Genomic DNA, 25713 nt, shown 5'->3' on the forward strand with positions numbered 1-25713 from the left:
CAACCAAGCTAGGTGGTATTAATGAAACAAACAAGCCCAATTAGTGAATGGTTAGCTTCAAGTGCGTTAAATGGAGCAAACCAGTCTTATATTGAAGAACTGTATGAAAGCTATCTTCAAGATCCTCATTCTGTTGATGAAAGCTGGCAGCAAATTTTTGATCAATTACCCAAACACACCGTCGTAGAGCAAGCCCATTCGCCTGTTCGTCAATATTTTAAACGTTTGGCAAGAGATGCTCAGGTGGAGGGCGTGACTGTCATTGATCCAAAAGTTAGCGGACGACTGGTAAAAGTGTTGCAATGGGTGAATGCGCACCGTAATCGAGGGCATTTACACGCGGATCTTGATCCATTAAAACTTTGGCAACGTATGGATTCGCCAACCTTAGACTATAAGTTCTATGGTTTTACCGATGATGATCTTGATGAAGAATTTGACATCAGTGGTTATGTGTATGACAAAGAAAGGATTAGCCTGCGTGAGCTTTCTTCATCATTGAAAGGCACTTACTGTGGCACGATTGGGCTTGAGTTTATGCACGTTAATGACCTTGCGGCACGAACTTGGTTACAGAAAAAGTTAGAAAATTGGTTAAATCAACCATTATTTAGCAAACAAGAACAGCTTAAATTCCTTGAAGAATTAACGGCCGCAGATGGTTTGGAGCGTTACCTTGGTGCGAAATTTCCCGGTGCAAAACGTTTTTCTCTTGAAGGCAGTGATGCGTTTATTTTGCTGATGAAAGAAATGATTCGTCAAGGGGCGAAACAAGGCATTAAAGAAATCGTAATGGGAATGGCACACCGTGGGCGATTAAACCTATTAGTGAATGTGCTGGGCAAAAAGCCGGCAGAATTATTTGATGAATTTGCTGGAAAGCACTACGGTAACGGAACGGGCGATGTGAAATATCACCAAGGTTTTTCTTCAGATTTTATGACCGATGATGGGGTGGTGCATTTAGCACTGGCATTTAATCCTTCTCACTTGGAAATTGTCAATCCTGTGGTGCTTGGTTCAGTACGAGCGAGACAAACCCGACTTAACGATGCAGAACGCTCACAAGTGTTGCCTATTACGGTACACGGCGATTCTGCGGTAGCTGGACAGGGCGTGGTGCAAGAAACCCTAAATATGTCTGCTACGCGTGGTTATTCCGTGGGTGGAACGATCCGAGTTGTCATCAATAACCAAATTGGCTTTACCACCTCTAATCCGCACGATACGCGTTCAACGGAATACAGCACCGATATTGGTAAAATGATCGAAGCGCCTGTTATTCACGTAAATGGTGATGATCCAGAAGCTGTCGCTTATGCGGCAAGAATGGCGGTGGAGTTTAGAAATAAATTTAAACGAGATATTTTTATTGATTTAGTTTCTTACCGCCGTCATGGGCATAATGAAGCCGATGAACCTGCAGTCACGCAACCGTTAATGTATGAGCGTATTAAACGTCATCCTACTCCACGCAAAGTGTATGCCGATCGCTTAATTGCAGAAAATGTGATTGATGAAGCTTACAGTTTAGAATTAATGAATAAGTATCGTGATGCGTTAGATAATGGTGATTGTGTTGTTCCAGAATGGCGTGAACGTGATGTTGAAGCCTCTGATTGGATGAAATTCCTTAGCCAAGAATGGTCAGATTATGAAGGCAGTTTTGATGAGCAACGCTTTACTGCGCTTGCCTTAAAAGTGTGTGAATACCCAGAAAATCACCCAATTCATTCCAGAGTGAAAAAAATTTATGATGATCGTAACTTAATGGCAAAAGGCGAAAAACCATTTGATTGGGGAATGGCGGAAACAATGGCGTATGCCACGTTACTTGATGAAGGTTATAATGTTCGCCTATCAGGAGAAGATGCCGGACGTGGCACATTTTTCCATCGTCACTCCGTATTACATAGCCAAAAAGATGGTACTGTCTATACGCCATTAGCGCATCTACATAACCAACAAGGGCATTTTGAAGTTTGGGATTCTGTGCTTTCAGAAGAAGCCGTGCTAGCTTATGAATATGGTTATGCCACCACAATGCCAAGAACGCTTACATTGTGGGAAGCGCAATTTGGTGATTTTGCTAACGTGGCGCAAGTGGTAATTGACCAATTTATTAGCTCAGGTGAACAAAAATGGGGCAGAATGTGTGGCTTGGTGATGTTATTACCACACGGTTATGAAGGACAAGGGCCAGAACATTCATCGGCACGTTTAGAACGTTATTTACAACTTTGTGCGCAACAAAATATGCAAGTGTGTGTACCTTCAACGCCTGCACAGATTTATCATTTATTACGCCGTCAAATGATCCGCAAAGTGCGTCGTCCACTTATTGTGATTACGCCAAAATCCTTACTTCGCCACCCACTTGCTGTATCCAGTAAAGAAGAATTAGTGAATGGCATTTATCAGAATGTGATTGGCGAAATTGATCATCTCGATCCAAAGCAAGTGAAACGTGTGGTAATGTGTTCGGGTAAAGTGTATTACGATTTATTAGAACAACGTCGCAAGAATAATCAAACGGATGTGGCGATTATTCGTATTGAACAGCTTTATCCTTATCCGCACGAAGAAATGAAAGCGATACTTGCGCCTTATCGCCACGTAACGGATTATGTATGGTGTCAAGAAGAACCACAAAACCAAGGCGCGTGGTATTGTAGCCAGCATAATTTTGTGAGTTCATTGCCAGAACAGGGTAAATTACGCTATGTGGGCAGACCGGCTTCGGCATCGCCAGCAGTGGGATATCTAGCTTTACATAATGAACAGCAACGTGATTTAGTGAATGAAGCATTAGCCTAATCTTAAAAGTGCGGTCAAAAAATACCGCACTTTTATGCAAACAAACATAAATAAGACACTCTAAGAAGGAATAAAAAAATGAGCGATTTTGAGATTTTAACTCCCGTGCTACCTGAATCCGTGGCAGATGCAACGGTTGCCACTTGGCATAAAAAAGTGGGTGATCAAGTAAAACGTGATGACGTCCTTGTAGAAATTGAAACGGATAAAGTGGTGTTAGAAGTGCCTGCTCAAGGTGATGGTGTGCTTGAAAGTATTTTACAAGCAGAAGGGGCAACGGTAATCAGCAACCAAGTACTAGGCAAAGTAGCAGCTCAAGCGATAGTTGGAAATGATACAAAAGAAAGTGTGCAAAAAGTCGAGCAAACCCCAGCCGATCGCCATTTAGCAAATTTAACGTCAGAACCGACAAATAGCGATGCGTTAAGCCCGGCAGCACGTCGGTTATTAGCAGAAAATGATTTAACTGCTGATCAAGTACAGGGAACGGGCGTAGGGGGACGTATTACTCGTGAAGATATTGAACGCACGGTTGCCCAGCGAGCAAGCCAAGCTCAGCCACAGCAAGAAGCAACGCCAACCACATTAAATGTGGCAGGGCGTGATGAAAAACGTGTGCCGATGACACGCTTACGCAAGCGGGTGGCAGAGCGTTTATTAGAAGCGAAAAATAGCACCGCAATGCTGACAACGTTTAACGAAGTCGATATGCAACCGATTATGCAGCTACGTAAAAAATACGCAGAAAAATTTGAAAAATTACACGATACTCGCTTAGGGTTTATGTCTTTCTACGTTAAAGCCGTGGTAGAAGCACTAAAACGCTATCCAGAAGTGAATGCCTCTATTGACGGTGATGATATTGTGTATCACAACTATTTTGATATTAGTATTGCCGTTTCCACCCCGCGTGGCTTAGTGACCCCTGTATTACGCAATTGTGATAAGCTGAGTATGGCGGAAATTGAAAAGCAAATCAAAACCTTAGCTGAGAAAGGACGTGATGGTAAATTAACGGTGGAAGATCTCACGGGCGGAAACTTCACCATTACTAATGGCGGTGTGTTTGGCTCATTAATGTCCACACCGATCATCAACCCACCGCAAAGTGCCATTTTAGGTATGCACGCCATTAAAGATCGTCCAGTGGCAGTGAACGGCGAAGTCGTGATTCGCCCAATGATGTATTTAGCGCTTTCTTACGATCATCGTTTAATTGATGGACGTGAAAGTGTCGGCTTCTTAGTGACTATTAAAGAAATGCTGGAAGATCCAACACGTTTATTATTAGAAGTGTAGTCTTAACTTAAGGCGATAAGGAGACTTATCGCCTTATTTTTATCAGTTTACCAGCGGATTTATTGTGAAGCACAGCACAACAAAGGGAGAAATACAACGCGATGAATTTACACGAATATCAAGCAAAACAACTTTTTGCGCAATACGGATTACCCGTAGGTGAAGGTTATGCGTGCGAAACGTTAGAGCAAGGCTTGGAGGCCATTCAAAAATTAGGTGGCTCAAAATGGGTGTTAAAATGCCAAGTTCACGCAGGCGGACGTGGCAAGGCTGGCGGAGTGCAAGTGGTCAGCAGCGAACAACAAGTGCGGGCATTTTTTGACAAATTTTTAGGCAAGCGTCTTGTTACTTTTCAAACAGATAGCAAAGGACAGCCTATTAATCATATTTATGTGACGAACTGCGTGGCAGTGAAAAAAGAATTGTATCTGAGTGCGATTGTAGATCGTCGTTCGCAACAAATTGTCTTTATGGTTTCCACAGCGGGGGGCGTGAATATTGAAGAAGTGGCGGAAAAAACACCGCACTTATTACATCGTATCGCGATTGATTTATCCGTGGGCGGAATGCCATATCAAGGGAGAGAATTGGCGTTCAAACTTGGCTTAACGGGCAAACAAATCAAGCAATTTACCGACATATTTTGTCAGCTAAGTCGCTTATTTATCGAAAAAGATCTCGCCTTATTAGAAGTGAATCCATTGGCCATTTTGGATAATGATGATCTCACTTGTCTTGATGCCAAAATCGTGGTGGACAGTAATGCGTTATATCGTCATCCAGATTTACTTGCGATGCGTGATCTCAGTCAAGAAGATCCCCGTGAAGCCGAAGCAGAAAAATGGAATCTTAATTATGTAGCATTAGATGGCAACATTGGCTGTATGGTTAATGGGGCTGGATTAGCAATGGGAACAATGGATATTGTTAAATTATACGGCGGACAGCCAGCTAATTTCCTCGATGTAGGGGGAGGGGCAACCAAAGAACGTGTGGCTGAGGCGTTTAAAATCATCTTAACCGATCCGGCGGTAAAAGCGATTTTAGTCAATATTTTTGGTGGCATTGTACGTTGTGATTTGATTGCCGAAGGCATTATTGCTGCAAGCAAAGATGTGGGCGTGAATGTCCCCGTGGTGGTACGTTTAGAAGGGACAAATGCGGAATTGGGCAGAGCAATGCTCGCAGAAAGTGAGACCAACATTATTTCAGCACAAAGTTTACAACAAGCGGCAAGCGAAGTCGTGAAAGCGGCAAGAGGAGAATAAAATGTCAATTTTAGTGAATAAAGACACCAAAGTGATTTGCCAAGGTTTCACCGGTGGACAAGGCACATTTCATTCAGAACAGGCGCTTGCTTATGGCACAAAATTAGTGGGAGGCGTTTCTCCCGGTAAAGGAGGCACAACTCATTTAGGCTTGCCGGTTTTTAACACTGTGCGTGAAGCGGTAAACCAAACTGGCGCAACGGCAACAGTAATTTATGTTCCTGCCCCTTTTTGTAAAGATGCCATTTTTGAAGCCATTGATGCAGGAATATCACTGATTGTTTGTATTACGGAAGGCATTCCAACCTTAGATATGCTCCAAGTAAAACAAAAACTCAATGAAACAGGCGTAGTGATGATAGGACCAAACTGCCCGGGAATTATCACCCCTGATGAATGCAAAATTGGCATTATGCCGGGGAATATCCACCAAAAAGGGCGCGTTGGTATTGTCTCTCGTTCAGGCACATTAACTTATGAAGCGGTAAAACAAACAACGGATCAAGGTTTTGGGCAATCCACTTGCGTTGGGATTGGGGGCGATCCTATTCCCGGCTCAAGTTTTATTGATATTCTGCAACGTTTTCAACAAGATCCCGAAACTGAAGCCATCGTGATGATTGGTGAAATAGGGGGAAGTGCGGAAGAAGACGCCGCAGAATTTATTCGCCATAACATCACTAAACCCGTAGTGGCATATATTGCTGGCATCACTGCGCCAAAAGGGAAACGAATGGGACACGCTGGTGCGATTATTAGTGGTGGGAAAGGTACTGCCGATGAAAAAATCCACGCTCTACAACAAGCCGGCGTAACCACCGTGAAAAGCCTTGCGGAGATTGGAATAGCGTTAAGGAAAATCTTAATGCAATAAGTCATTTCTAAAGTGCGGTCAGTTTTTGCTGATTTTTTATAACGGCAAAGATAGAAAAATGAATAACATTCATTGTAATAATGAATAATTCGGATTTGCGAAGCAAGTGGGGCTGTGTCAAAATAGCGCCATTTTTTATGTAGAAAGGAAAGACAATGCAAAAAAATATGATTACCACAGCAATGTTGTTTGCGTTTTCTAGCGCACTTTATGCCACAGAAAACGTAACACAAAGCGAAGCTCTTGCACCTATTTATGTGTATTCTGCTTATGCCACTCCCGTGAATGAAGATCAAACTGCCTCATCAGTGACGGTTTTAACTGAAAAAGATTTTGCTGAACGCGATGCCACTTATGTTTCTGATGTATTAAAAACCGTGCCAAGTGTGGCAATCGGTGCTTCAGGGGGACGCGGTACATTGACCAATCTTTATTTGCGTGGCGCAGATTCAAATCACACAGCAGTAATTATTGACGGTGTGAAAGTCAATCCTGTTTCAGGCTATGGCTATGATTTCGGCGGCTTAAGCCTAAGCAACATTGAGCGTATTGAAGTATTGCGTGGTGAGCAATCTGCATTATGGGGCAGTGATGCAATGGGTGGTGTGGTTTATATCACCACGAAAAGCGGGCTTTATAAGGACAAACCCTTTAACGTGGATTTTGATTTAGGCACAGGCTCAAAAGGCACTTATGATGGTTCGCTCACCCTTTCAGGTCAGCAAAATGGATTTTATTATAGCGTACACGGTGATAGTCATCGCACTAAAGGTATTTCTGCGTATAGTTCAAATCGTTTTCGTTATACCACGGAAGATGGCAACAGTGTTAGTACAGGTGGAGCAAAAGAGCAAGATAAATTCCACCGTGATGCATTGTCATTGCGTGTGGGCTATGATGACGGCGAAAAAGGTATTGATTTGTTAGCCAGTCATTTTAGCCAAACGGCTCGTTTTGATAATAGCTATGCGGCAGAAACGACCTTTGATGATTATACTCGAACCCGTGAAACAACCTTCAAGTTAGGTGGCTACGTAGGATCGGATAAAGACTTGTTTAAACATAAAGCAAACATTAGCCACCAAAAAACTGACAGTGATACGCTAGGTTCGTGGGCAAGCGGTTATGATGCGAAAAAACTCAATGCAAATTACCAGTTAGATATTCATTTTGATCGCGAAGGTGAGGTGCAACAAGCCTTGAGTTTACTTACAGAGTATCAACGTTCTACCTATGATTTCGGTTCTTCTGCTAACAGTAAAAAGCATTTAACAGAAAAAAGCGTGGCAGCGGAATACCGTTTATTTAGTGAAAATGATCATAGTTTAAGTTTGAGTGGGCGTTACACAGACAGCAATCATTATGATAACAGCTTTACTGGACGTATTTCGGGGGCTTATCGCCTATTACAAAATCTGAAAGTACACGCAAGTTTTGGTACAGCGATCCAAAATCCGACCATTACAGAGTTTTATGGTTACAATGGCACATTTTTACCTAATCCAAATCTTAAACCAGAAAAAAGTAAAGGTGGGGATATTGGCTTGTTGCTTGACACCACAGATAAACGTCATCGCTTAGATATCACTTATTTTGCTCGCAATGTGAAAAATTTTATTAGTACAGCTTATTTGCCTAATAACGTTTCACAAGCGGTAAATATGAGTGGTTCAACTCAAATCAGAGGTATTGAAGTGGCTTATAACGGAAAAATCACCGATGATTTAACCGCTTACGCAAACTATACTTATACCCAAACGAAAGACAGCCGTGGTAAAGCATTAGTTCGTCGTCCAAAACATATGGCAAACCTTGGCGTCGCTTATCAAATCACAGAAAACGTTGGCGCGAATGTGAATGTAAACTATGTAGGTAAACGTCTTGTTAATTATCCTGCAAGAATTAAAATGCCTTCTTACACCTTAGTTAGCCTTGGAACGACTTATCAAATTACGTCAAACTTAAATGTGTATGCGAATTTGAATAACCTGTTTAATAAAAAATATGAAAATATCGTTGGTTACGGTCAATATGGTCGCACTTTATATGTGGGCTTAAAAGGCAACTTCTAACGGATAAGCAGATAGGCTTTTGTAAAAGTGCGGTGTAAAATTAGCAAGATTTTCACCGCACTTTGTTTTGGACATCATTTTCTAATGCAAAAAATTCGCTTATTTTTTACCGCACTTTTCTTTTCAGTCCCACTCTTGGCACAAGAGCAATTTGTCTCACTGACATTGTGTAGTGATAGGCTTTTGGCTGAATTAGCACGCCCGGAACAAATTGCCGCACAATCTATTTATTCAACCAATCCCTTAATGATGCTGGATAAAGTTAATCAACATAAACCCGCACTTGAGGCGCGATTAACAGATTTGTTGCCTTATTTAGATAAAACCATTTTGCTCAATGAGCAGTTTTATCCCCAACTGGTCGCCGATCTCAAAAAACTTGGCGTAAAGATTTTCCCTATTAATGATAGCCCACAAACGGCAGAGCAGCTTTTTGCATTAATCCTACAATTAGGCAAACGCTTTGATAATGAAAAATACGCACAGCAACTGGTGGCAAAGCTAAAAAACAGCGATTTTCAGCTTAATCAAGCTCACACCCACACCTTAATTCTTTCTGATACTGGGGTGGTAGAACCCATTTTTCCGCAATATCAAGTGTTGCTAAAATTGCTTGGCTTAACCCCCCTCGAAAATGCAGTAACCGCACAAAATTTTTCCCTTGAGAAACTGTTGCGTGCGCAACCGAATTGGCTGATTTCTATCCGTGATAAACAAGGTTATAACGAACAGGCTGAAGTGCTTAATCACCCTTTGTTAGCCAATATGTTTCCCGCACAACGAATGGCAACAATGCCATTAAAATATGGCTATTGCTTTGATCACGGTGTTTGGCAGGGGGCGGAAATGATTTATCGCCAACTCAATAAGGAAGAATAACCAGAATGAAACGATTAAACCTTTCCCTTTTTGTCTTATTACTTTTGTTAATTGCCTTTGCCATTTTTCATCAGCTTGGTGATTTTGCGCATTTACGCAATGCACAAGGGATTGCTACGGATATGCGATCTTTGGTGTTATGGGACATTCGTTTGCCACGTCTAGGTTTGGCTATTTTAACTGGAGCAAGCCTTGCTGTGGCGGGCAATGCAATGCAAGGATTATTTCAAAATCCCTTGGCTAGCCCCGGCTTACTTGGCGCAGCAAATGGGGCAACCACCGCAAGCGTGTTTTTACTGTATTATTTTTCTTTACCTTTATCTTTTTTACTGTTTGGTGGCATTTTAGGAGCGTTAGGCAGTTTTTTATTGGTTTATTTCATCGCTAAAAATAAAGGCACAACAATGATGATTTTAGCAGGGGTTGCAGTGAATATGTTACTCGGTTCAGCCATTGCATTATTACTTTCTAATGCGCAAAGTCCTTGGGCATTAGCGGAATTATACCGCTGGTTACAGGGTTCATTAATCTGGGCGAAAATAACACCGCTCTTGCTTTCATTGCCTATTGTGGTGGGCGGTGCAATTTGTTTATATTGCCAACGCCGTTACCTCGATTTACTCACTTTCGGGGAAGAAACCGCTAGCACGATGGGCATTGACCCAAAACGTAGCTTTTTTATCACCACTCTTGGCGTGGCGTTGATGGTGGGGGCAACCATTCCGCAAACTGGCACAATCGGATTTATCGGCTTAATTGCGCCGCACTTTGCCCGCATTTGGATCAAAAAACAACCATCACAACTTTATTTGACAAGTGGCTTAATGGGTGCATTATTGTTGTTAGTTGCTGATCTTGCTATTCAATATATTCCGTTTTTCTCGCATATTTATATTGGCACACTCACCGCCATTATTGGCGCACCTTGCTTAATTTGGATCTTGCTCACCCAACAACGGAGATTAGCCCGTGATTAAATTGCATAATGTTAGCCTTTCCTACGGCATTCAGAATATCACTTGTCACATTCCGCAAGGTAAATTGGTGGGCATAATGGGTGGTAATGGTGCAGGGAAATCTACCTTGTTGAAAGCCATTGCTGGCATTTTACCCCTTGAAACAGGCACGATTTTATTTAATGAACAACCGCTCAATAAAATGAGCTTAATTCAAAAAAGCCAAATATTGGCGTATTTCGCTCAAAACACAGAGATTTATTGGGATTTATCTGTCTATGATGTCATCGCACTTGGTTTACCTGAAACGATGGATAATCTTAGTGAAAAAGTGCGGTCAAAAAAAAGCAAATTTTTTTCTCATTGGTTGCATTCATCGCATCAACAATGGCAGCAGCAAAAGATCCAGCAAATCGCTTGCCAATTTTCGGTTCAACATCTGTTAGAACAACCTTTCCAACAGCTTTCAGGTGGCGAAAAAGCCCGTGTTCAGCTTGCCCGTTGTTGCATAAAAAACGCACCAATCTTATTGGCAGACGAACCCATTGCCCCCCTTGATCCTTATTATCAAATTGATATTTTAGAACAATTGAAATCACTCACCCCAAGCACTACCTGCGTTGTCGCCATTCACCACCTTGATCTGGCTTACCGTTTCTGCGATGAGATTATCTTGCTACACCAAGGCAACTTACTCGCCCACGGCAATACGCAAGATGCCCTAACCGCAGAAAATTTAGCCATTGCGTTTGGCGTTAAGGCGGAGATTGATGTGGAAAAAAGAATGTTTGGAACTATTCAGAAATTATGATTAGCTATTTATATTTAATCAAAAATGAGAAAAGAAAATGACAAGTGAACCACTTAAATCCTTAGATGAAATTTATGAAACACTCGCTTTTTTTCAGCGTGAAAATGCTAAAACAGAGTTATATGATGCGAGCCGTTTTAGCCCTTTTCAATTTATAAGAACTAATGAAAATGGTTTATCTGAAATCATTGCGTTCTTACTTGATCCTAGCCAAAATCACGGACAACAAGACTTATTTTTAAATAGTTTATTAAAATATTTAAACCTGCCAGAATATTTGTCTTATAACAACGTATCGGTAACTTGTGAAAAAGTAACTTCAGAACGAGGACGACATGATATTTTTATTAAAGGTTTTTTACATAATAAATGCCAATGGATTATTTCTATTGAAAATAAGTTAAGATATGCAGTCGATCAAAATAACCAATTAGAAGATTATTGGGAAAATATTACTAGTTATAACCCTAATTTTTGTTGTTTGATCTATTTATCCCCTTTTAAGAAACCGCCTAGTGAACAATCTATTGATACAGATAGATGGAATAAATTAATTCAAGATAATCAAGCAAAAGTTATTGGTGCAGAAGATCTGATTAAGTGGCTAGAGCAAACGCCAATAGTCGCTCCAAATATCTGGGCTTTTTGTCAGAGTTTTATACAATTTTTAAAAGAAGATATTATGAATGAAAAGAAAGAAAATAAAGAAAATGATCAATTATTAGATGAGTTAGTTAAAAAAGCTAATTGGATTGAAGCAGCAACAACGTTATTGGATTTATCAGATAATATTTATAAAAAATTAGAAGATAGCTTGGTTCAGCAACTTCAGAATAAGCTTAAAGAAGAATATCCGAGAATGATTAAATATAACTGGCATTTTTATAATATACATAAAGAAGGTATTTTCCTTGATAAAGAAGATAAAAAGTATTCTTGGAGTATAGGTATCGCAAATGATAATAAAAAATACCATAATGTATATTATGGATTTTGGGCTAATAAAGATAATATCTCACAGGAAAATTACCAAAGACTAGAAGAAATGTTTAAATTAGAAGGATTTGAACAAGCTAAATGGTGGATACAATGGCAATATTGCAATGGAAACTTAAGAAATTGGGACGGAAAAATTTGGAAGAAAGTTATCACTGGTCGATTAGCAGAAGAGATTTTTGAGTTATTAAAACCCTTTATCAAGATAGCTAATAAGCATTTAGAAGAATTAGAAACGTTTGTTAATAAATAGAAAAAGTGCGGTGATTTTTCACCGCATTTTTGTTATAAAAAATTAAATTTTAAAAATCCGAGTTTCTCCCATAGGCATATCAATAGCAAGGCTGAGTTTTCCGCCCATTGTCTCTACATAGCGTTTAAGCGTAGAAAGGCGTAATTCATTGCCTCGCTGTTCGATTTGTGCAACAGCAGGTTGTGAAATACCAAGGGCATCGGCCAGCTGTTTTTGAGAGATTTCCATTTCTTGACGAATGCTAGATAATCCTGATTCAAGCATTAATTCTTCTGCTTTTTGCTCAATTCTTTGGCGAGCTTCAGGAGAAAACTCATCTAAAAGTTGTTCTAAAGTTTTCATTTCACTTCTCCAGTGTTCTTAAATAAGCGCTAAATTCAGCGTCAGCTTGTTTGATCATTCTCTTATAGAACTGTTTATCGTTGCTTTTATCACCTGCACATAAAATAATAGCTTGACGCAAGGGATCAAAAGCAAAAAGTGCTCTTAAGGGCTTGCCTTGATGTTGAATGCGTAGCTCTTTCATATTTGGGTATTGCGAACCTTTCAGTGTATCGGCATAAGGACGAGAAAGTTCGGGGCCAACCGTTTTTAAAAGTAAAAGTGCAGCGGTAACATCTTCTTGAATAGCATTGTTTTGCTGTTTCAACCAAGCAACAAAATTATCCGTTAATATAACGTTCCAGTGCTGTGGTTTAGTCATTTACCTACCTTTTATAAGCTATAAGTTATAATATAAATTATAGCTTATTATTCTATGCTGTCAAAGGCTATGTGAAAAATAAAACCTTTATTACTTCATCGAAACCCCAAGCCATTTGTGCATTTCTTTTTCGTTCCAGCCTTTGCGTTTGGCGTAGTCTAGCGCTTGATCTTCATCAATGCGACCTAGGGTGAAATAGTTGCTGGCTGGGTGAGTGAAGTACCAACCACAAACACTGGCAGCAGGCCACATTGCGTAGCTTTCAGTGAGCTTCATTCCAATGCGTTGTTCCACTTCAAGGAGATCCCAAATCAATTGTTTTTCTGTATGTTCTGGGCAACTTGGATAACCCGGGGCGGGGCGAATGCCGATATAATTTTCTGCAATGAGATTTTCATTATTGAAGGTTTCATTGGAATAGCCCCATACCTTAGTGCGAAGCTCAAAGTGTAAGTATTCTGCCATTGCTTCAGCTAAACGATCACCTATTGCTTGTAGTAAAATCGCATTGTAATCATCACCTGCGGCTTTGAAGCTATCCACTAAGTCGTGTTCTTCAATACCAGCACAGACGGCGAACATTCCGAGCCAATCTTGCTGTCCACTTTCGCGATCGGCGATAAAATCACTTAAAGCAAAATTATAGGGGCTTTTGCTATTTTTTCCGCGTTCACTTTGTTGTCGTAAATGGTGTGCAATACCTGCAACAGAAGTGCGGTCAGAATGTTGATAAATTTCAATATCATCGCCTTTACGATAAGCAGGGAAAATCCCCATAATACCACTTGGCTTGAGCTTGCCATTTTGTTCAAATTCATCGAGCATTTGTTGGGCATCATTATAGACTTTGCGTGCTTCCTCGCCGCCTTCAGGATAATCAAAGGCATCAGGATAGCCACCCATTAATCCCCATAAACGGAAAAATGGCGACCAGTCAATAAATTGACGTAAGGTTGAAATTGGCACATTTTTGTATTCGATAATGCCAGTTTGTTTTGGTTGTGGTATTTGATAATCCGCCCATTCGCCAGAAAACGCAGGGAACGCGTTAGCGCGTGCCTGTTCAATTGGGAGCTGTTGGCGTAATGGTTTACGGTTGGCAAAACTGTGCTGAATTTTTCCGTATTCTTGTTTGGTACGTTGCCAAAGTTCCGCTTTGCTTTCTGGGTTCATCAAGGCAGCACAAACCGTTACTGCGCGGGACGCGTTGGTGGTGTAGATCACTTCGTGCTTGTATTTTGGATAGAGTTTGATTGCAGTATGTTCTTTGGAGGTGGTTGCACCACCGATAATCACCGGTAAGCTCAAGCCTAGGCGGTTCATTTCGCCTAAGAAGTATTCCATTTCATCTAAAGACGGTGTGATTAACCCACTCAATCCAATAATATCGGCGTTTTCGTTGATTGCTGTTTCAATGATTTTATCCGCCGGCACCATTACGCCGAGATCGATCACTTCAAAATTATTACATTGCAATACGACACTCACAATGTTTTTGCCGATGTCGTGAACGTCCCCTTTTACCGTAGCGATGACGACTTTTCCGCTTGAGACACCTTGCTGTTTGGTCGCGTTAATAAAAGGTTCTAAATAAGCGACGGATTGTTTCATCACGCGTGCGGATTTTACCACTTGTGGTAGGAACATTTTGCCGTCTCCGAATAGATCCCCCACCACGTCCATTCCTGCCATTAATGGGCCTTCGATCACTTCCAATGGGGAGCTAAATTGCAAACGCGCTTCTTCCGTGTCTTCAATAATATGGCTGGTGATCCCTTTTACTAACGCGTGTTTTAGGCGTTCTTCCACAGACCAAGTACGCCATTCAGCCACACCATTATCGTTATTTTCACTGGCTACTCCTTTGTATTTGTCGGCAATATCTAGTAGGCGATCGGTGGCATCAGCTCGGCGATTGAGTACGGCATCTTCCACAATTTCACGCAATTCGGGATCAAGATCATCATAAATTGCTAATTGACCCGCATTGACGATCCCCATATCCATACCTTGTTTGATCGCGTGGTAAAGGAAAACCGCGTGAATAGCTTCACGCATTGGATTGTTACCACGGAACGAGAAGGAAACATTGGATACGCCCCCAGAAATTTTTGCGTGGGGGAGTGCGCGTTTAATTCGCCCTGTGGCGTTAATAAAATCGACGCCATAGTTATTGTGTTCTTCAATCCCTGTGCCGATTGCAAAGATATTTGGGTCAAAAATAATATCTTCAGGAGGAAAGCCCACTTCATCAACCAAAATATGGTAAGCACGGGTACAGATTTCCACTTTACGTTCTTCTGTGTCTGCTTGTCCGACTTCATCAAACGCCATCACCACCGCAGCAGCGCCATAACGACGAATCAGTTTGGCTTGTGCGACAAATTTCTCTTTACCTTCTTTAAGGGAAATGGAATTGACAATCCCCTTGCCTTGAATAGATTGCAAACCGGCTTCAATGACTTCCCATTTGGACGAATCGATCATCACTGGCACTTTGGCTGCATCGGGTTCAGTCGCCATAATATTAAGGAATTGAACCATACATTTTTCACTGTCGAGTAATGCTTCATCCATATTGACATCGATCACTTGAGCGCCATTTTCCACTTGGTCAATGGCAATCTCAATGGCTTCAGCATAGCGTTCTTCTTTAATTAATTTTTTAAATTTTGCAGAACCCGTCACATTATTGCGTTCGCCTACGTTTACAAAGAGGCTGTTTTCATCAATGTTTAGCGGCTCTAAGCCAGATAAACGCATTGCCACCGGTAAATCAGGCAAGGCTCTTGGTGGCACATTTTTGACGACATTGGCAATGGCGAGGATATGTTCTGGCGTTGTTCCACAACAGCCTCCGACAATATTAAGCCAACCATTTTCTGCCCATTCTTGAATGTAGCTAGCCATTTCCTCTGCACCTAAGTCGTAACCCCCAAAGGCATTTGGCAACCCTGCATTAGGGTGAACAGACACATAGGTTTCACTGATTTTAGACATCACTTCCACATATTGACGCAATTCTTTTGGGCCTAATGCACAGTTTAAGCCGAAAGAAAGCGGTTTTACGTGGCGAAGCGAGTTATAAAATGCTTCGGTGGTTTGCCCTGAGAGCGTACGTCCTGAGGCATCGGTAATCGTGCCAGAAATCATAATAGGTAATTTGATCTCAAGTTCTTCAAACACTTGATCAATCGCAAAGGCGGCGGCTTTGGCATTGAGGGTGTCGAAAATCGTTTCGATCATAATCAAATCCGCGCCCCCTTCAATTAAGCCTTTGGTTGCTTCTGCATAGGCATCCACTAATTGCATAAAGGTGATATTGCGGTAAGCCGGATCATTGACATTCGGTGAAATAGACGCCGTGCGGTTAGTTGGCCCAAGCACGCCAGCCACAAAACGGGGCTTTTCTGGCGTGCTATATTTATCCGCCGCTAAACGAGCCAATTTCGCGCCAGCAAAATTTAGCTCATAAGCGATACTTTCAAGGGCATAATCCGCTTGTGCAATGGTAGTGGCGGAAAAGGTGTTGGTTTCAATAATATCTGCGCCAGCGGCAAGATATTTTTCGTGAATAGCTTGAATCACCAAAGGTTGGGTAAGGGTAAGTAAATCATTATTTCCGCGTAAATCGATCCGGCTATCTTTAAAACGTTCACCACGAAAATCTGCTTCGGTGAGTTTATATTGTTGAATCATTGTTCCCATCGCACCATCTAAAATAAGAATGCGATCTTTAAGGGCTTGTGAAATAAGAGAAAAAGAAGGATGTTGTTTCATTTTGTTACAGCTTAGCGTTTAATAAATATAACAGGCATAATAGAAATAAGGTGGGGTTGTGTCAAACCTTATCTTTATGCGGGAAAATGTGTCGGGTAAACTTGTACAAGTTTTATGTGCTTGCAGGCACAAAATTTTGAAAAAATCCTACCGCACTTTGAAAATTTTCCCCATAGAAAATGAGTGGGGTACGTTGGCGTTGCCAAACAGGTACATTATGCGCTTGCCACAATTTTTTAATGTCCTGATGAATGCCTTGTGCATTGCGAACTTTGCCCGAATAAGCAAAACGAATGGAGATCGGTAAATTTGTCAGTGGGAGGAAATAAATTTGATTTTGCCACTGAACTTGAATGGCTGATTCTGTTTGGCTAAAACAAATTGTTCCCAATTGATCGGGCAGTGCAAGGGGCTGGTTTAAGATCACAGGAATGTGAATTTGGCGCAGATCGGCAAAGATTTCCGTTAAATACAGACGCTGTTGATAGCGGCGGAGCATTTTATCTCCCAGTTGAAATTGTGGATTACGATCCGATTGAGCCAGAATCACATCTTGAATCAGTTGTTCTAACTGCTTGGTAGAAGGCATAGGCTGTTGTAAGGTTTCCAACCATAAGCGGAGCAGGGCGTTTTGTTTCAATACAGACCATTGGGAGAAATCCGTCAAATCAAAAGTGCGGTGCGTTTTATTGGCATATTTTTCTAGTTCAGGCTGTAATAATTCTGTTAAAAGTTGTTGCTGCTGCGCACAATGAGTGGCACTGCGTTGTACCGCTTGATCGAAATTTGCCCAGCGTTCACGCAATTTCGGTAAGATTTCATTACGTAAGAAATTGCGTTCGTACTGGTTATCTTGATTGCTTTCATCTTCAATCCAAGATAACTGATTTTCTATGGCATATTGCCAAAGTTGTTGGCGTGAAAAGTCGAGTAGAGGGCGAAAAATACGCAGATTAAATACCGCACTTTGTGCTTTCATTGCAGATAAACCACTTACGCCACTGCCACGTTTTAAGGCAAGAAAAAAGGTTTCCGTTTGATCTTGTTGATGATGTGCGGTGAGTAACATTTCTTGTGTTTTAATATGACGCGCAATGGCTTGATAGCGTGCTTGGCGGGCGGCTGCTTCAATGCCCATTCCTTGAACAAGTTGCACTTTTTCGATGATCAGTGGAATGGAAAATTGTTGGCAAAGCTGCTGGCAGTGGCGAACCCAATCATCGGCATTAGGGCTTAATCGGTGATGAATATGGATGGCGCGCAACGCTAAGTGCGGTTGGTTTTCGCGTAATTTTGCTAACAGAGCAAGTAATACGGTGGAATCCAGCCCACCGCTTAATGCAATAAGAAAATGCGTGTTAGGCTGGCGTTGTAATTGCTGTTGAACTTGCTCAATTAGCGTCATAGCAGGGAGGGGTATTACGCGATTTTAATGGCTTTAAATTGGCTTACTGGGCGAACAATTTGTTCACGTGCTGCCACAATTTGCAGCTCATAATTATCCTGCTGTTGTGTAACGGTCATTACATCATTGACGGCATTCGCCGTATGCTCAAAGGCTTCCACATCGCTTTTGCCGTTGAGTAAATTCGCCATAAATAGCCCTGCAGTTAAATCACCAACACCAACAGGCTCTTTTTTGAATTGGTGAAGTGGGCGACTAATATGCCAAATGCCTTGTTCATTCGCGAATAACATTTCAAATTGGCTTGGATCTTGTCCCACCTTACTTAAATGTTTTACCAAGACTTTTTTCGGCCCTTTCGTTAAAATCAGGTTTACTGCTTCAATGGCTTGGGTAAAATTTTCTACAGGCAAACCACTCAACTCACGCAATTCAACCAAATTCGGGGTGATAATATCCGCTTGTGCCATAGCCAGATTGATAAGATTTTCTTTCACCCCATCTGCCACGATACAGCCTTTGTCAGGATGTCCCATCACGGGATCGCATAAATAAATCGCATTTGGATTGCGTGCTTTGACTTTTTGTACGGCATTAATGATTTCTTCCACTTGCTCAGCCGCACCGATATAACCTGAAATCACCGCATCGCATTTGTTTAATTCACCAATATTATCAATGCCTTGCACAATTTCACCAATTTGTTCTTGTGGCATTACCATTCCAGTCCATTGACCATATTGTGTATGATTAGAAAATTGAACGGTGTTTAACGCCCACACATCAATACCGAGTAACTGCATCGGGAAGGTGGCAGATTTATTACCAGCATAGCCATAAACAACGTGAGATTGAATAGAAAGAAGGTGTTTCATTTTGCTATCCTTATTGTGCTTTTTAAATTCTAAAAATGCGAGAAAGTAAAAGTGCGGTTAAAAAACCGCACATTTTTTATTTTAGCAATAACCGTAACTCATTAAGCGTTGGTAACGACGCTCTAGCAAGGTGTCGGAATCAAGAATTTCTAAGTCGGCTAAATCATCAAGTAAACGTTGTTTCAGATTTTGTGCCATTTGCTCATAATTGCGATGCGCACCGCCCAATGGTTCAGGGATAATATTATCAATCAGTGATAATTTTTGCAGACGATCCGCGGTTAAGCCCATTACTTCTGCGGCAGTAGAGGCTTTTTCGGCACTTTTCCATAGGATAGAAGCACAGCCTTCAGGGGAGATCACGGAATAAGTACTGTATTGCAACATATTTACTTTATCCCCCACACCAATGGCTAACGCACCGCCTGAACCGCCTTCACCAATGACAGTACAAATAATCGGCACTTTTAGCATAGACATTTCACGCAAGTTGCGAGCAATCGCTTCCGATTGCCCACGTTCTTCTGCCCCTACGCCGGGGTATGCACCGGGTGTATCAATAAACGTGATAATAGGGAGTTTAAAACGCTCTGCCATTTCCATTAAACGTAAGGCTTTGCGATAACCTTCAGGGGCAGGCATACCAAAATTACGTTTTACTTTATCTTTTACGCTACGACCTTTCTGATGACCTATCACCATAACCGGTTTGCCGTCTAGACGAGCTAAACCACCTACAATCGCTTTATCATCAGCAAAGGCGCGATCGCCTGCTAATTCTTCAAATTCAGTGAAAATATGTTCAATATAGTCTAATGTATAAGGGCGATTCGGGTGGCGAGCCATACGGGAAACTTGCCACGCATCTAAATTCGCAAATGTTTTTTTGGTTAATTCTTCGCTTTTTTTCTGTAAGCGAGCAATTTCATCATCAAGATTGATTTCACTGTCTTGTCCCGCGACTGCGCGTAACGATTCAATTTTCGCTTCAAGTTCAGCAATCGGGAGTTCAAAATCTAAGTATTCTTGGCTCATTTGTTATTCCTAGTTTTTCGGCAAAATTAGTAAGCACTTTAGCAATATTTTACTTAGCGTGCAAATATACCCAATATTTTATGCGTTTTTTGCAAAAAAAGTAGTGTTTTTTGCAGTTAGCTGGTTAGACGACTTGTTAAAATCTTTTTTATTATTTGGGAATGGGGGTTAATCCCTGCTTAATAATTTTTTCTAAAGCACTGTAATCGCATTTATGCGATAAAATAGACGCTTGAATCATTTCATCTTCACTTACTTGTTCAAAATTTAAGTAAAAGCCTAGGGTTTTAGCTAATTGATGAATGAATAATCGTTGTGTTTGACCATTTCCCTCACGGAAAGGGTGTATCGCATTTATTTCCCCTAAATAATAAGCCAATCTTGCTGGGATTTTTTCAGAAGCTGTACTTTTTAAAAATTGTTCGTTTTTTAGCTGATCAAACAATTTTTCTAACTCTGGAACAATTCTTGAACTTGTTGCAAACATTGTATCACCTTTGCAAATATTAATATTTCTAATTTCACCTGCCCAAGAATAGATTTCATTAAACAAATGTTTATGAATGGCTTTTAGGTGAGTAATATCAAATTGCCCTTGCATAGGTGTAATCAATAATATCGCAGTTTGAATCGCTGTAATTTGAGCTTCTTTTTTATCTAGTTCCTCTTGCGTTTCGATTTTTAGCTTATTAATGAGTACGCCATTTTTATTTAGCATAGGATCAGTGCTACGATACTTCATTCGTTTTCACTTTTAATTCTGCAATAGTGATTTCACCAATTACCCATTTTTGAAAATAATGGAGTATTTCTGGGGGAAGGTATAGCCCTTCAAGCCGATTATTATCAATCGCAAATTGTAAGGCTTGCTGTCTAATCTGTTGTTCTTGTAGATGATGCATTATTTTATTCCTTACGTGGTACTTCTTCCTGACAATGTGGGCAGGTCATTAAGTGCTTTTCGTGGTTGTGAATAATAAAATGCCCCATTTTTTTGGCTTTAGTGTCAAGATATTCTGTATTGTAACGATTTTCCCCCACATTAAGCGGTACGCGTTCTACCACGTTGATTCCCGCTTTTTTCATCGTATCAATTTTATTTGGATTATTGGTGAGTAGGCGGACTTGTTTTACGCCAAGCAGATCAAAAATATCCGCACAAACTTCAAAGTTACGCTCGTCTGCGGCAAATCCTAAGGCAAGATTCGCTTCAATGGTATCCATTCCTTGATCTTGTAAAGAATAAGCACGAATCTTATTAATTAAGCCAATGCCTCGCCCTTCTTCACGGTGATAAATAAGCACACCACGCCCTGCTTCACTAATTTGACGCAATGCAGTGGCAAGCTGAAAGCCACAATCACATTTCAGGCTGTGTAGGGCATCGCCCGTTAAACATTCTGAGTGAATACGAGCCAAAACAGGCTCATCTTGATTGCTAATATCGCCCATCACTAAGGCAACGTGTTCTTTTTTTGTATCAGGAAACTCAAAGCCCACAATGCGGAATAAACCAAACTCGGTGGGTAAATTCGCTTCAGTAACCCGTTGAATTTTTGTCATAGCAAAATCCTTCATTCTTTTTTTATTGAATAATGTTAAAATGACGTTTTTATTATTATGAGTCATTAAAATGTTAAAACGTCTTTCATTATATACCTTATTGCTTTGCCTTGTGCCTTTTTTTGCGTGGCTAACAAACTGGCACTGGCAAGGGGATGAACATAACACCGCTTTTGATACGTTTCTCTATTTTTTAACCGAAACAGGTAGCATACCTTACGCAATCATTACCTGTGCTTTGTTTGCGTTGGCATATTTTTTCTGTATCAAAGACAAAAAGCAAGCCCTTGCGGTAATTAGCGTAATGGCACTTTCTGTTGCAGTTACGCAAGGGGTGAAATCTGCGTTAAAAACGGTTTTTGCTGAGCCTCGTCCTTTTATTGTGCAATTAGCCGAAAAATCAAGCGTCAGCCCAGAATATTTTTATGATCAGCCACGTAATGTACGAGCGCAAATCGTATTGGATTATTACGCAGATAAACCTCAAATTAATCCTCATCTTGTTCATCATCGCAGTAAAGAAACGGGGTACTCCTTCCCATCAGGGCATAGCATTTTTGCTGCCACTTGGCTAATGCTTGCTGTTGGCTTCGGGCAGTTGCTAGGGCGGAATAATAAAGGAATGAAATGGCTCACTACTGGCATTACCATTTGGGCAGTATTAATGCTGATAAGCCGTTTGCGTTTAGGAATGCATTATCCCATTGATTTATTGGCTTCTGTGTTGCTCGCGTGGGTATTTCATTGCGGATTATTTGATTGGATCAAAAATAAACCGATTTTCAACCGCACTTTACAATAATAAAGTGCGGTCAGATTTTTAATTGTTTTATTGAGGTAAAAAATGTTATACGGATTTGATATTGGTGGCACAAAAATTGAACTTGCCGTATTCGATGAAAAATTGCAAAAACACTACTCCGAACGGGTAGATACGCCAAAAGAAAGCTATGAGCAATGGCTTGATACCCTTGTTAATTTAGTGAAAAAAGCCGATGAAAAATTTGGTGAAAAAGGCACGGTTGGGCTAGGCTTACCGGGTTTTGTAAATCACGAAACAGGTTTAGCGGAAATCACCAACATTCGCGTGGCAGATAATAAGCCCATTTTACGTGATTTGAGCCAGCGTTTAGAGCGTGAAATACGGGCAGAAAATGATGCCAATTGTTTTGCCTTGTCAGAAGCGTGGGCGGAAGAAAATCAGCATTACCCAAGTGTGTTAGGGTTAATCTTAGGCACGGGCTTTGGCGGTGGATTAGTCGTTGACGGCAAAATTTACTCAGGGCAAATTGGTATGGCGGGTGAACTCGGTCATATGCAACTCAATTATCACGCCTTAAAATTGCTTGGCTGGGATAACGCCCCGATTTATGAGTGTGGTTGTGGCAACCGCGCTTGCTTAGATACCTATCTTTCAGGGCGAGGCTTTGAGATGCTCTACCGTGATCTAAAAGGAGAAAGCCTATCCGCCAAAGAAATTATCCAACGTTTTTACGCGAAGGATCAACGAGCGGTAGCATTTGTAGAAATGTTCGTGGAACTTGCTGCCATTTCTATCGGCAATATCATCACTGCTCTTGACCCGCATTTAATCGTACTCGGCGGTGGTTTATCCAATTTTGACTATCTCTACGAAGCGCTACCTAAAGCCCTACCTAAACACCTACTGCGTAGTGCAAAAGTTCCTACTATTAAAAAAGCCAAATACGGCGATTCAGGTGGCGTACGGGGGGCGGCAGCGTTGTTTCTTTCGCATTGATATTTCGGGTCTGTATTAGATTAATCATTGTGTTAGGCTATAAAAATGAAGATAACTTAGTGATTAATGTAAGGCATTTATACAAGTAGCTATGTGGGTATTTGAGGGGAATGAAGCTATACTAGATTACTAAATAGAGCGCTTTAGAATTAATTGTTTTCCTTATTTTTTAATGAATTAAGAGACAATTAGTGGGGGAGAACTTGTGCAAAGTAATCATATAACGGAATTGATAAGAAATCTTTTTAGTTATGTGTAAAAGAATATAAATTTGGGTATAAAGTTTGTGTACTTAAAGAAGTTAAAAACTGAAAATATCGCATAACAAAACCCCCGCATCCCATTTTTTATGATAAAATTCGCGCCTATTTCCCATAACATTAAACAATAGGATAGATTATGAAAGTATTAGAAGGCACGATTGCCGCACCAAATGCGAAAGTTGCGGTGGTAATTGCACGTTTTAACAGTTTTATCAACGAAAGTTTATTAGAAGGTGCATTAGATGCGTTAAAACGTATTGGGCAAGTTAAAGATGATAATATCACTTTAGTGCGCGCTCCCGGTGCTTATGAATTACCTTTAGTTGCTCGTCGCTTAGCAGAAAGCAAAAAATATGATGCGATTGTTGCATTAGGTACTGTGATTCGTGGTGGTACAGCGCATTTTGAATATGTTGCAGGTGAAGCGAGCAGTGGGCTAGGACAAGTGGCTATGCAGGCAGAGATCCCTGTGGCGTTTGGTGTTTTAACAACGGAAAATATTGAACAAGCCATTGAACGTGCAGGCACTAAAGCGGGTAATAAAGGTGCAGAAGCGGCTTTAGTTGCTTTAGAGATGGTGAATCTATTGGCTCAAATTGATAACGCATAATGGCTGAATTTGTGATGAATGATAAAGTAAAGAAACCAAGCCAACGTCGTCGCGCAAGAGAATGTGCTGTGCAAGCATTATATTCTTGGGATATTTCACAAAATCCTATTGATGAAGTGGAATTAGCTTTTGTTACCGAACAGGATATGCAAGGCGTGGATATGCCTTATTTCCGCAAATTATTACGTCAAACAGCCGAAAATATTGATACGGTGGAAGCCGCAATGACGGCTTATTTGGATCGTAGCCTTGAGGAATTAGATCCCATTGAGCGTGCTATTTTGCGTTTAGCCGTGTATGAGCTGAAATTTGAACGAGATGTGCCTTATAAAGTGGTGATTAATGAGGCGATTGAAGTAGCAAAAGTTTTTGGTGCGGATGACAGCCACCGCTATGTGAATGGGGTATTGGATAAAGTCGCCCCAGCGTTATCACGTAAATAATTATTTCATGGAAGGGTTGTAATGAGTGAAGGTGAATTTGACTTAATTAAGCGTTATTTTACAGCCTCTAAGCGCCCTTCTCGTAAAGATGTCATTCTGGCTATTGGCGATGATTGTGCCATTACTGAACATCGGCAAAATCAACGTATTGCCATTACAACGGATACGATGGTAGAAAATACCCATTTTCTGCCCTCTATCTCTCCCGCTGATCTTGCCTATAAAGCTGTCGCAACAAATTTGAGTGATTTGGCGGCAATGGGCGCTGAACCAGCTTGGTTTTCTCTTGCATTAACACTCCCTCATATTAATCATTCGTGGTTACAGGCATTTAGCCAAAGTTTCTTTGAAATCCTTGATCATTATAATGTTGATCTGATCGGTGGTGATACCACCAAAGGGGCTTTACACGTGATTAGCATTACCGCACAAGGGATTATTCCCAAAGGGAAAGCATTATGTCGCCATAGTGCCAATGTGGGTGATTGGATTTATGTATCAGGTACACTTGGTGATAGTGCTGGTGGGTTATCATTATTACTCAATTCGCCTAATGCGGTGAGAAATCAAAGTGCGGTGCAAAATTTGTCTAATTCTGAACAGGATTATTTAATTAAGCGTCATCTTCGTCCCACACCAAGAGTGTTACTTGGGTTAGAATTGGCGGTATCATCGCTTGCGAGTTCAGCCATTGATATTTCTGATGGTTTGATCGCTGATCTTGGGCATATTTTAGCGCGTAGTCAATGTAGTGCGGTGATCAATGTAGATAAACTTCCTTTGTCCAAAGCATTAATTAATACGTTTGGTTTAACTAAAGCGGAGCGATTTGCCTTAACTGGGGGGGAAGATTATGAACTCTGTTTTACTGTGCCAGATGATTTGCGTGCAAAATTAGATCAACACTTAAGTCATATTGGCGTGAATTACACTTGCATTGGACAATTACGCGCTTTGCGTCCGGCTAACAAAAAATCCATTCAACTTCTACGCCATGGCGTAGAAGTGGCAATCCCACAGAGCTTAGGTTTCGATCATTTTAAATAAAAGAT

At 41.0% G+C, this 25713-nt stretch carries 23 protein-coding genes; 14 read left to right on the forward strand and 9 right to left on the reverse strand.

Translation table 11 applies throughout. From position 1 onward, the window contains the following. The first annotated feature begins 21 nt into the window (after positions 1-21). The 9 genes from sucA (at position 22) to L5B90_RS00655 (ending at position 12225) form a co-directional block, all read left to right on the forward strand. Positions 22-2817, forward strand: coding sequence for a 2-oxoglutarate dehydrogenase E1 component (sucA, locus tag L5B90_RS00615; protein WP_265761854.1), 2796 nt, complete (start codon positions 22-24; stop codon positions 2815-2817). Positions 2818-2895: 78 nt separating this feature from the next. Then, positions 2896-4116: a 2-oxoglutarate dehydrogenase complex dihydrolipoyllysine-residue succinyltransferase gene (gene odhB / locus L5B90_RS00620; RefSeq protein ID WP_265761855.1), complete on the forward strand. Its 1221-nt coding sequence runs from the start codon at positions 2896-2898 to the stop codon at positions 4114-4116. 101 nt (positions 4117-4217) lie between these two features. After that, the gene (gene sucC, locus L5B90_RS00625; protein ID WP_265761856.1) at positions 4218-5384 is read left to right on the forward strand and encodes an ADP-forming succinate--CoA ligase subunit beta; all 1167 of its coding nucleotides are present in this window, start codon (positions 4218-4220) and stop codon (positions 5382-5384) included. Position 5385: 1 nt separating this feature from the next. Next, positions 5386-6258 carry a succinate--CoA ligase subunit alpha gene (gene sucD, locus L5B90_RS00630; RefSeq protein ID WP_265761857.1) on the forward strand — a complete coding sequence of 291 codons (873 nt, stop codon included), beginning with the start codon at positions 5386-5388 and terminating at the stop codon, positions 6256-6258. A 155-nt stretch (positions 6259-6413) separates the two neighbouring features. Then, a complete protein-coding gene (locus L5B90_RS00635; RefSeq protein ID WP_265761858.1) occupies positions 6414-8330 on the forward strand; it encodes a TonB-dependent receptor plug domain-containing protein in 1917 nt (638 codons plus the stop codon). 84 nt (positions 8331-8414) lie between these two features. After that, positions 8415-9209, forward strand: coding sequence for a helical backbone metal receptor (locus tag L5B90_RS00640; protein WP_250363097.1), 795 nt, complete (start codon positions 8415-8417; stop codon positions 9207-9209). A 5-nt stretch (positions 9210-9214) separates the two neighbouring features. After that, complete coding sequence (locus tag L5B90_RS00645) at positions 9215-10186, forward strand: iron ABC transporter permease (protein WP_268738955.1); 972 nt, start codon at positions 9215-9217, stop codon at positions 10184-10186. Further along, positions 10179-10976, forward strand: a complete 798-nt coding sequence (locus tag L5B90_RS00650) for an ABC transporter ATP-binding protein (protein WP_250363096.1) — start codon at positions 10179-10181, stop codon at positions 10974-10976. Before L5B90_RS00645 ends, L5B90_RS00650 begins: the two co-directional genes overlap by 8 nt. 37 nt (positions 10977-11013) lie before the next feature. Further along, positions 11014-12225 carry a PD-(D/E)XK nuclease family protein gene (locus tag L5B90_RS00655; RefSeq protein WP_250363095.1) on the forward strand — a complete coding sequence of 404 codons (1212 nt, stop codon included), beginning with the start codon at positions 11014-11016 and terminating at the stop codon, positions 12223-12225. Between the two features lie 42 nt (positions 12226-12267). Here the strand turns inward: L5B90_RS00655 and L5B90_RS00660 are convergent, their stop codons facing one another. The 9 genes from L5B90_RS00660 to ribA form a co-directional block, all read right to left on the reverse strand. Further along, a complete protein-coding gene (locus L5B90_RS00660; RefSeq protein WP_250363094.1) occupies positions 12268-12567 on the reverse strand; it encodes a helix-turn-helix domain-containing protein in 300 nt (99 codons plus the stop codon). A gap of 1 nt (position 12568) precedes the next feature. Next, positions 12569-12928: a type II toxin-antitoxin system RelE/ParE family toxin gene (locus L5B90_RS00665; protein ID WP_250350148.1), complete on the reverse strand. Its 360-nt coding sequence runs from the start codon at positions 12926-12928 to the stop codon at positions 12569-12571. Between the two features lie 90 nt (positions 12929-13018). Further along, positions 13019-16708, reverse strand: coding sequence for a methionine synthase (metH, locus tag L5B90_RS00670; protein WP_265761859.1), 3690 nt, complete (start codon positions 16706-16708; stop codon positions 13019-13021). 112 nt (positions 16709-16820) lie between these two features. Beyond that, the gene (gene tilS, locus L5B90_RS00675) at positions 16821-18113 is read right to left on the reverse strand and encodes a tRNA lysidine(34) synthetase TilS (protein WP_265761861.1); all 1293 of its coding nucleotides are present in this window, start codon (positions 18111-18113) and stop codon (positions 16821-16823) included. Between the two features lie 14 nt (positions 18114-18127). Continuing rightward, positions 18128-18988 carry a pyridoxal kinase PdxY gene (gene pdxY / locus L5B90_RS00680; RefSeq protein ID WP_265761862.1) on the reverse strand — a complete coding sequence of 287 codons (861 nt, stop codon included), beginning with the start codon at positions 18986-18988 and terminating at the stop codon, positions 18128-18130. Positions 18989-19069: 81 nt separating this feature from the next. Next, positions 19070-20023: an acetyl-CoA carboxylase carboxyl transferase subunit alpha gene (accA, locus tag L5B90_RS00685; RefSeq protein ID WP_250363090.1), complete on the reverse strand. Its 954-nt coding sequence runs from the start codon at positions 20021-20023 to the stop codon at positions 19070-19072. Positions 20024-20174: 151 nt separating this feature from the next. Continuing rightward, a complete protein-coding gene (locus tag L5B90_RS00690) occupies positions 20175-20741 on the reverse strand; it encodes a Fic/DOC family protein (RefSeq protein WP_265761863.1) in 567 nt (188 codons plus the stop codon). Positions 20742-20751: 10 nt separating this feature from the next. Further along, a complete protein-coding gene (locus tag L5B90_RS00695; protein ID WP_265761864.1) occupies positions 20752-20925 on the reverse strand; it encodes an antitoxin VbhA family protein in 174 nt (57 codons plus the stop codon). A gap of 4 nt (positions 20926-20929) precedes the next feature. Then, positions 20930-21586, reverse strand: coding sequence for a GTP cyclohydrolase II (gene ribA / locus L5B90_RS00700; protein WP_250350155.1), 657 nt, complete (start codon positions 21584-21586; stop codon positions 20930-20932). A 70-nt stretch (positions 21587-21656) separates the two neighbouring features. On the opposite strand from ribA, the gene L5B90_RS00705 reads away from it, so the two are divergent. From L5B90_RS00705 to thiL, 5 genes are all read left to right on the forward strand, one after another. Beyond that, positions 21657-22388: a phosphatase PAP2 family protein gene (locus L5B90_RS00705; RefSeq protein ID WP_250363088.1), complete on the forward strand. Its 732-nt coding sequence runs from the start codon at positions 21657-21659 to the stop codon at positions 22386-22388. Positions 22389-22430: 42 nt separating this feature from the next. Then, on the forward strand, positions 22431-23345 hold the full coding sequence (gene nagK, locus L5B90_RS00710; RefSeq protein ID WP_265761865.1) for an N-acetylglucosamine kinase: 915 nt from the start codon (positions 22431-22433) through the stop codon (positions 23343-23345). Positions 23346-23744: 399 nt separating this feature from the next. Next, on the forward strand, positions 23745-24218 hold the full coding sequence (ribH, locus tag L5B90_RS00715) for a 6,7-dimethyl-8-ribityllumazine synthase (protein ID WP_250350158.1): 474 nt from the start codon (positions 23745-23747) through the stop codon (positions 24216-24218). A 14-nt stretch (positions 24219-24232) separates the two neighbouring features. After that, positions 24233-24661, forward strand: a complete 429-nt coding sequence (nusB, locus tag L5B90_RS00720) for a transcription antitermination factor NusB (protein ID WP_250351684.1) — start codon at positions 24233-24235, stop codon at positions 24659-24661. Positions 24662-24682: 21 nt separating this feature from the next. Next, positions 24683-25708 (forward strand): thiamine-phosphate kinase, encoded by a 1026-nt coding sequence (thiL, locus tag L5B90_RS00725; RefSeq protein ID WP_250363086.1) that lies wholly within the window; start codon positions 24683-24685, stop codon positions 25706-25708. Positions 25709-25713 lie beyond the last annotated feature (5 nt).

The sequence above is a fragment of the Avibacterium sp. 20-129 genome, from assembly GCF_026226845.1.
GTDB lineage: Bacteria > Pseudomonadota > Gammaproteobacteria > Enterobacterales > Pasteurellaceae > Avibacterium.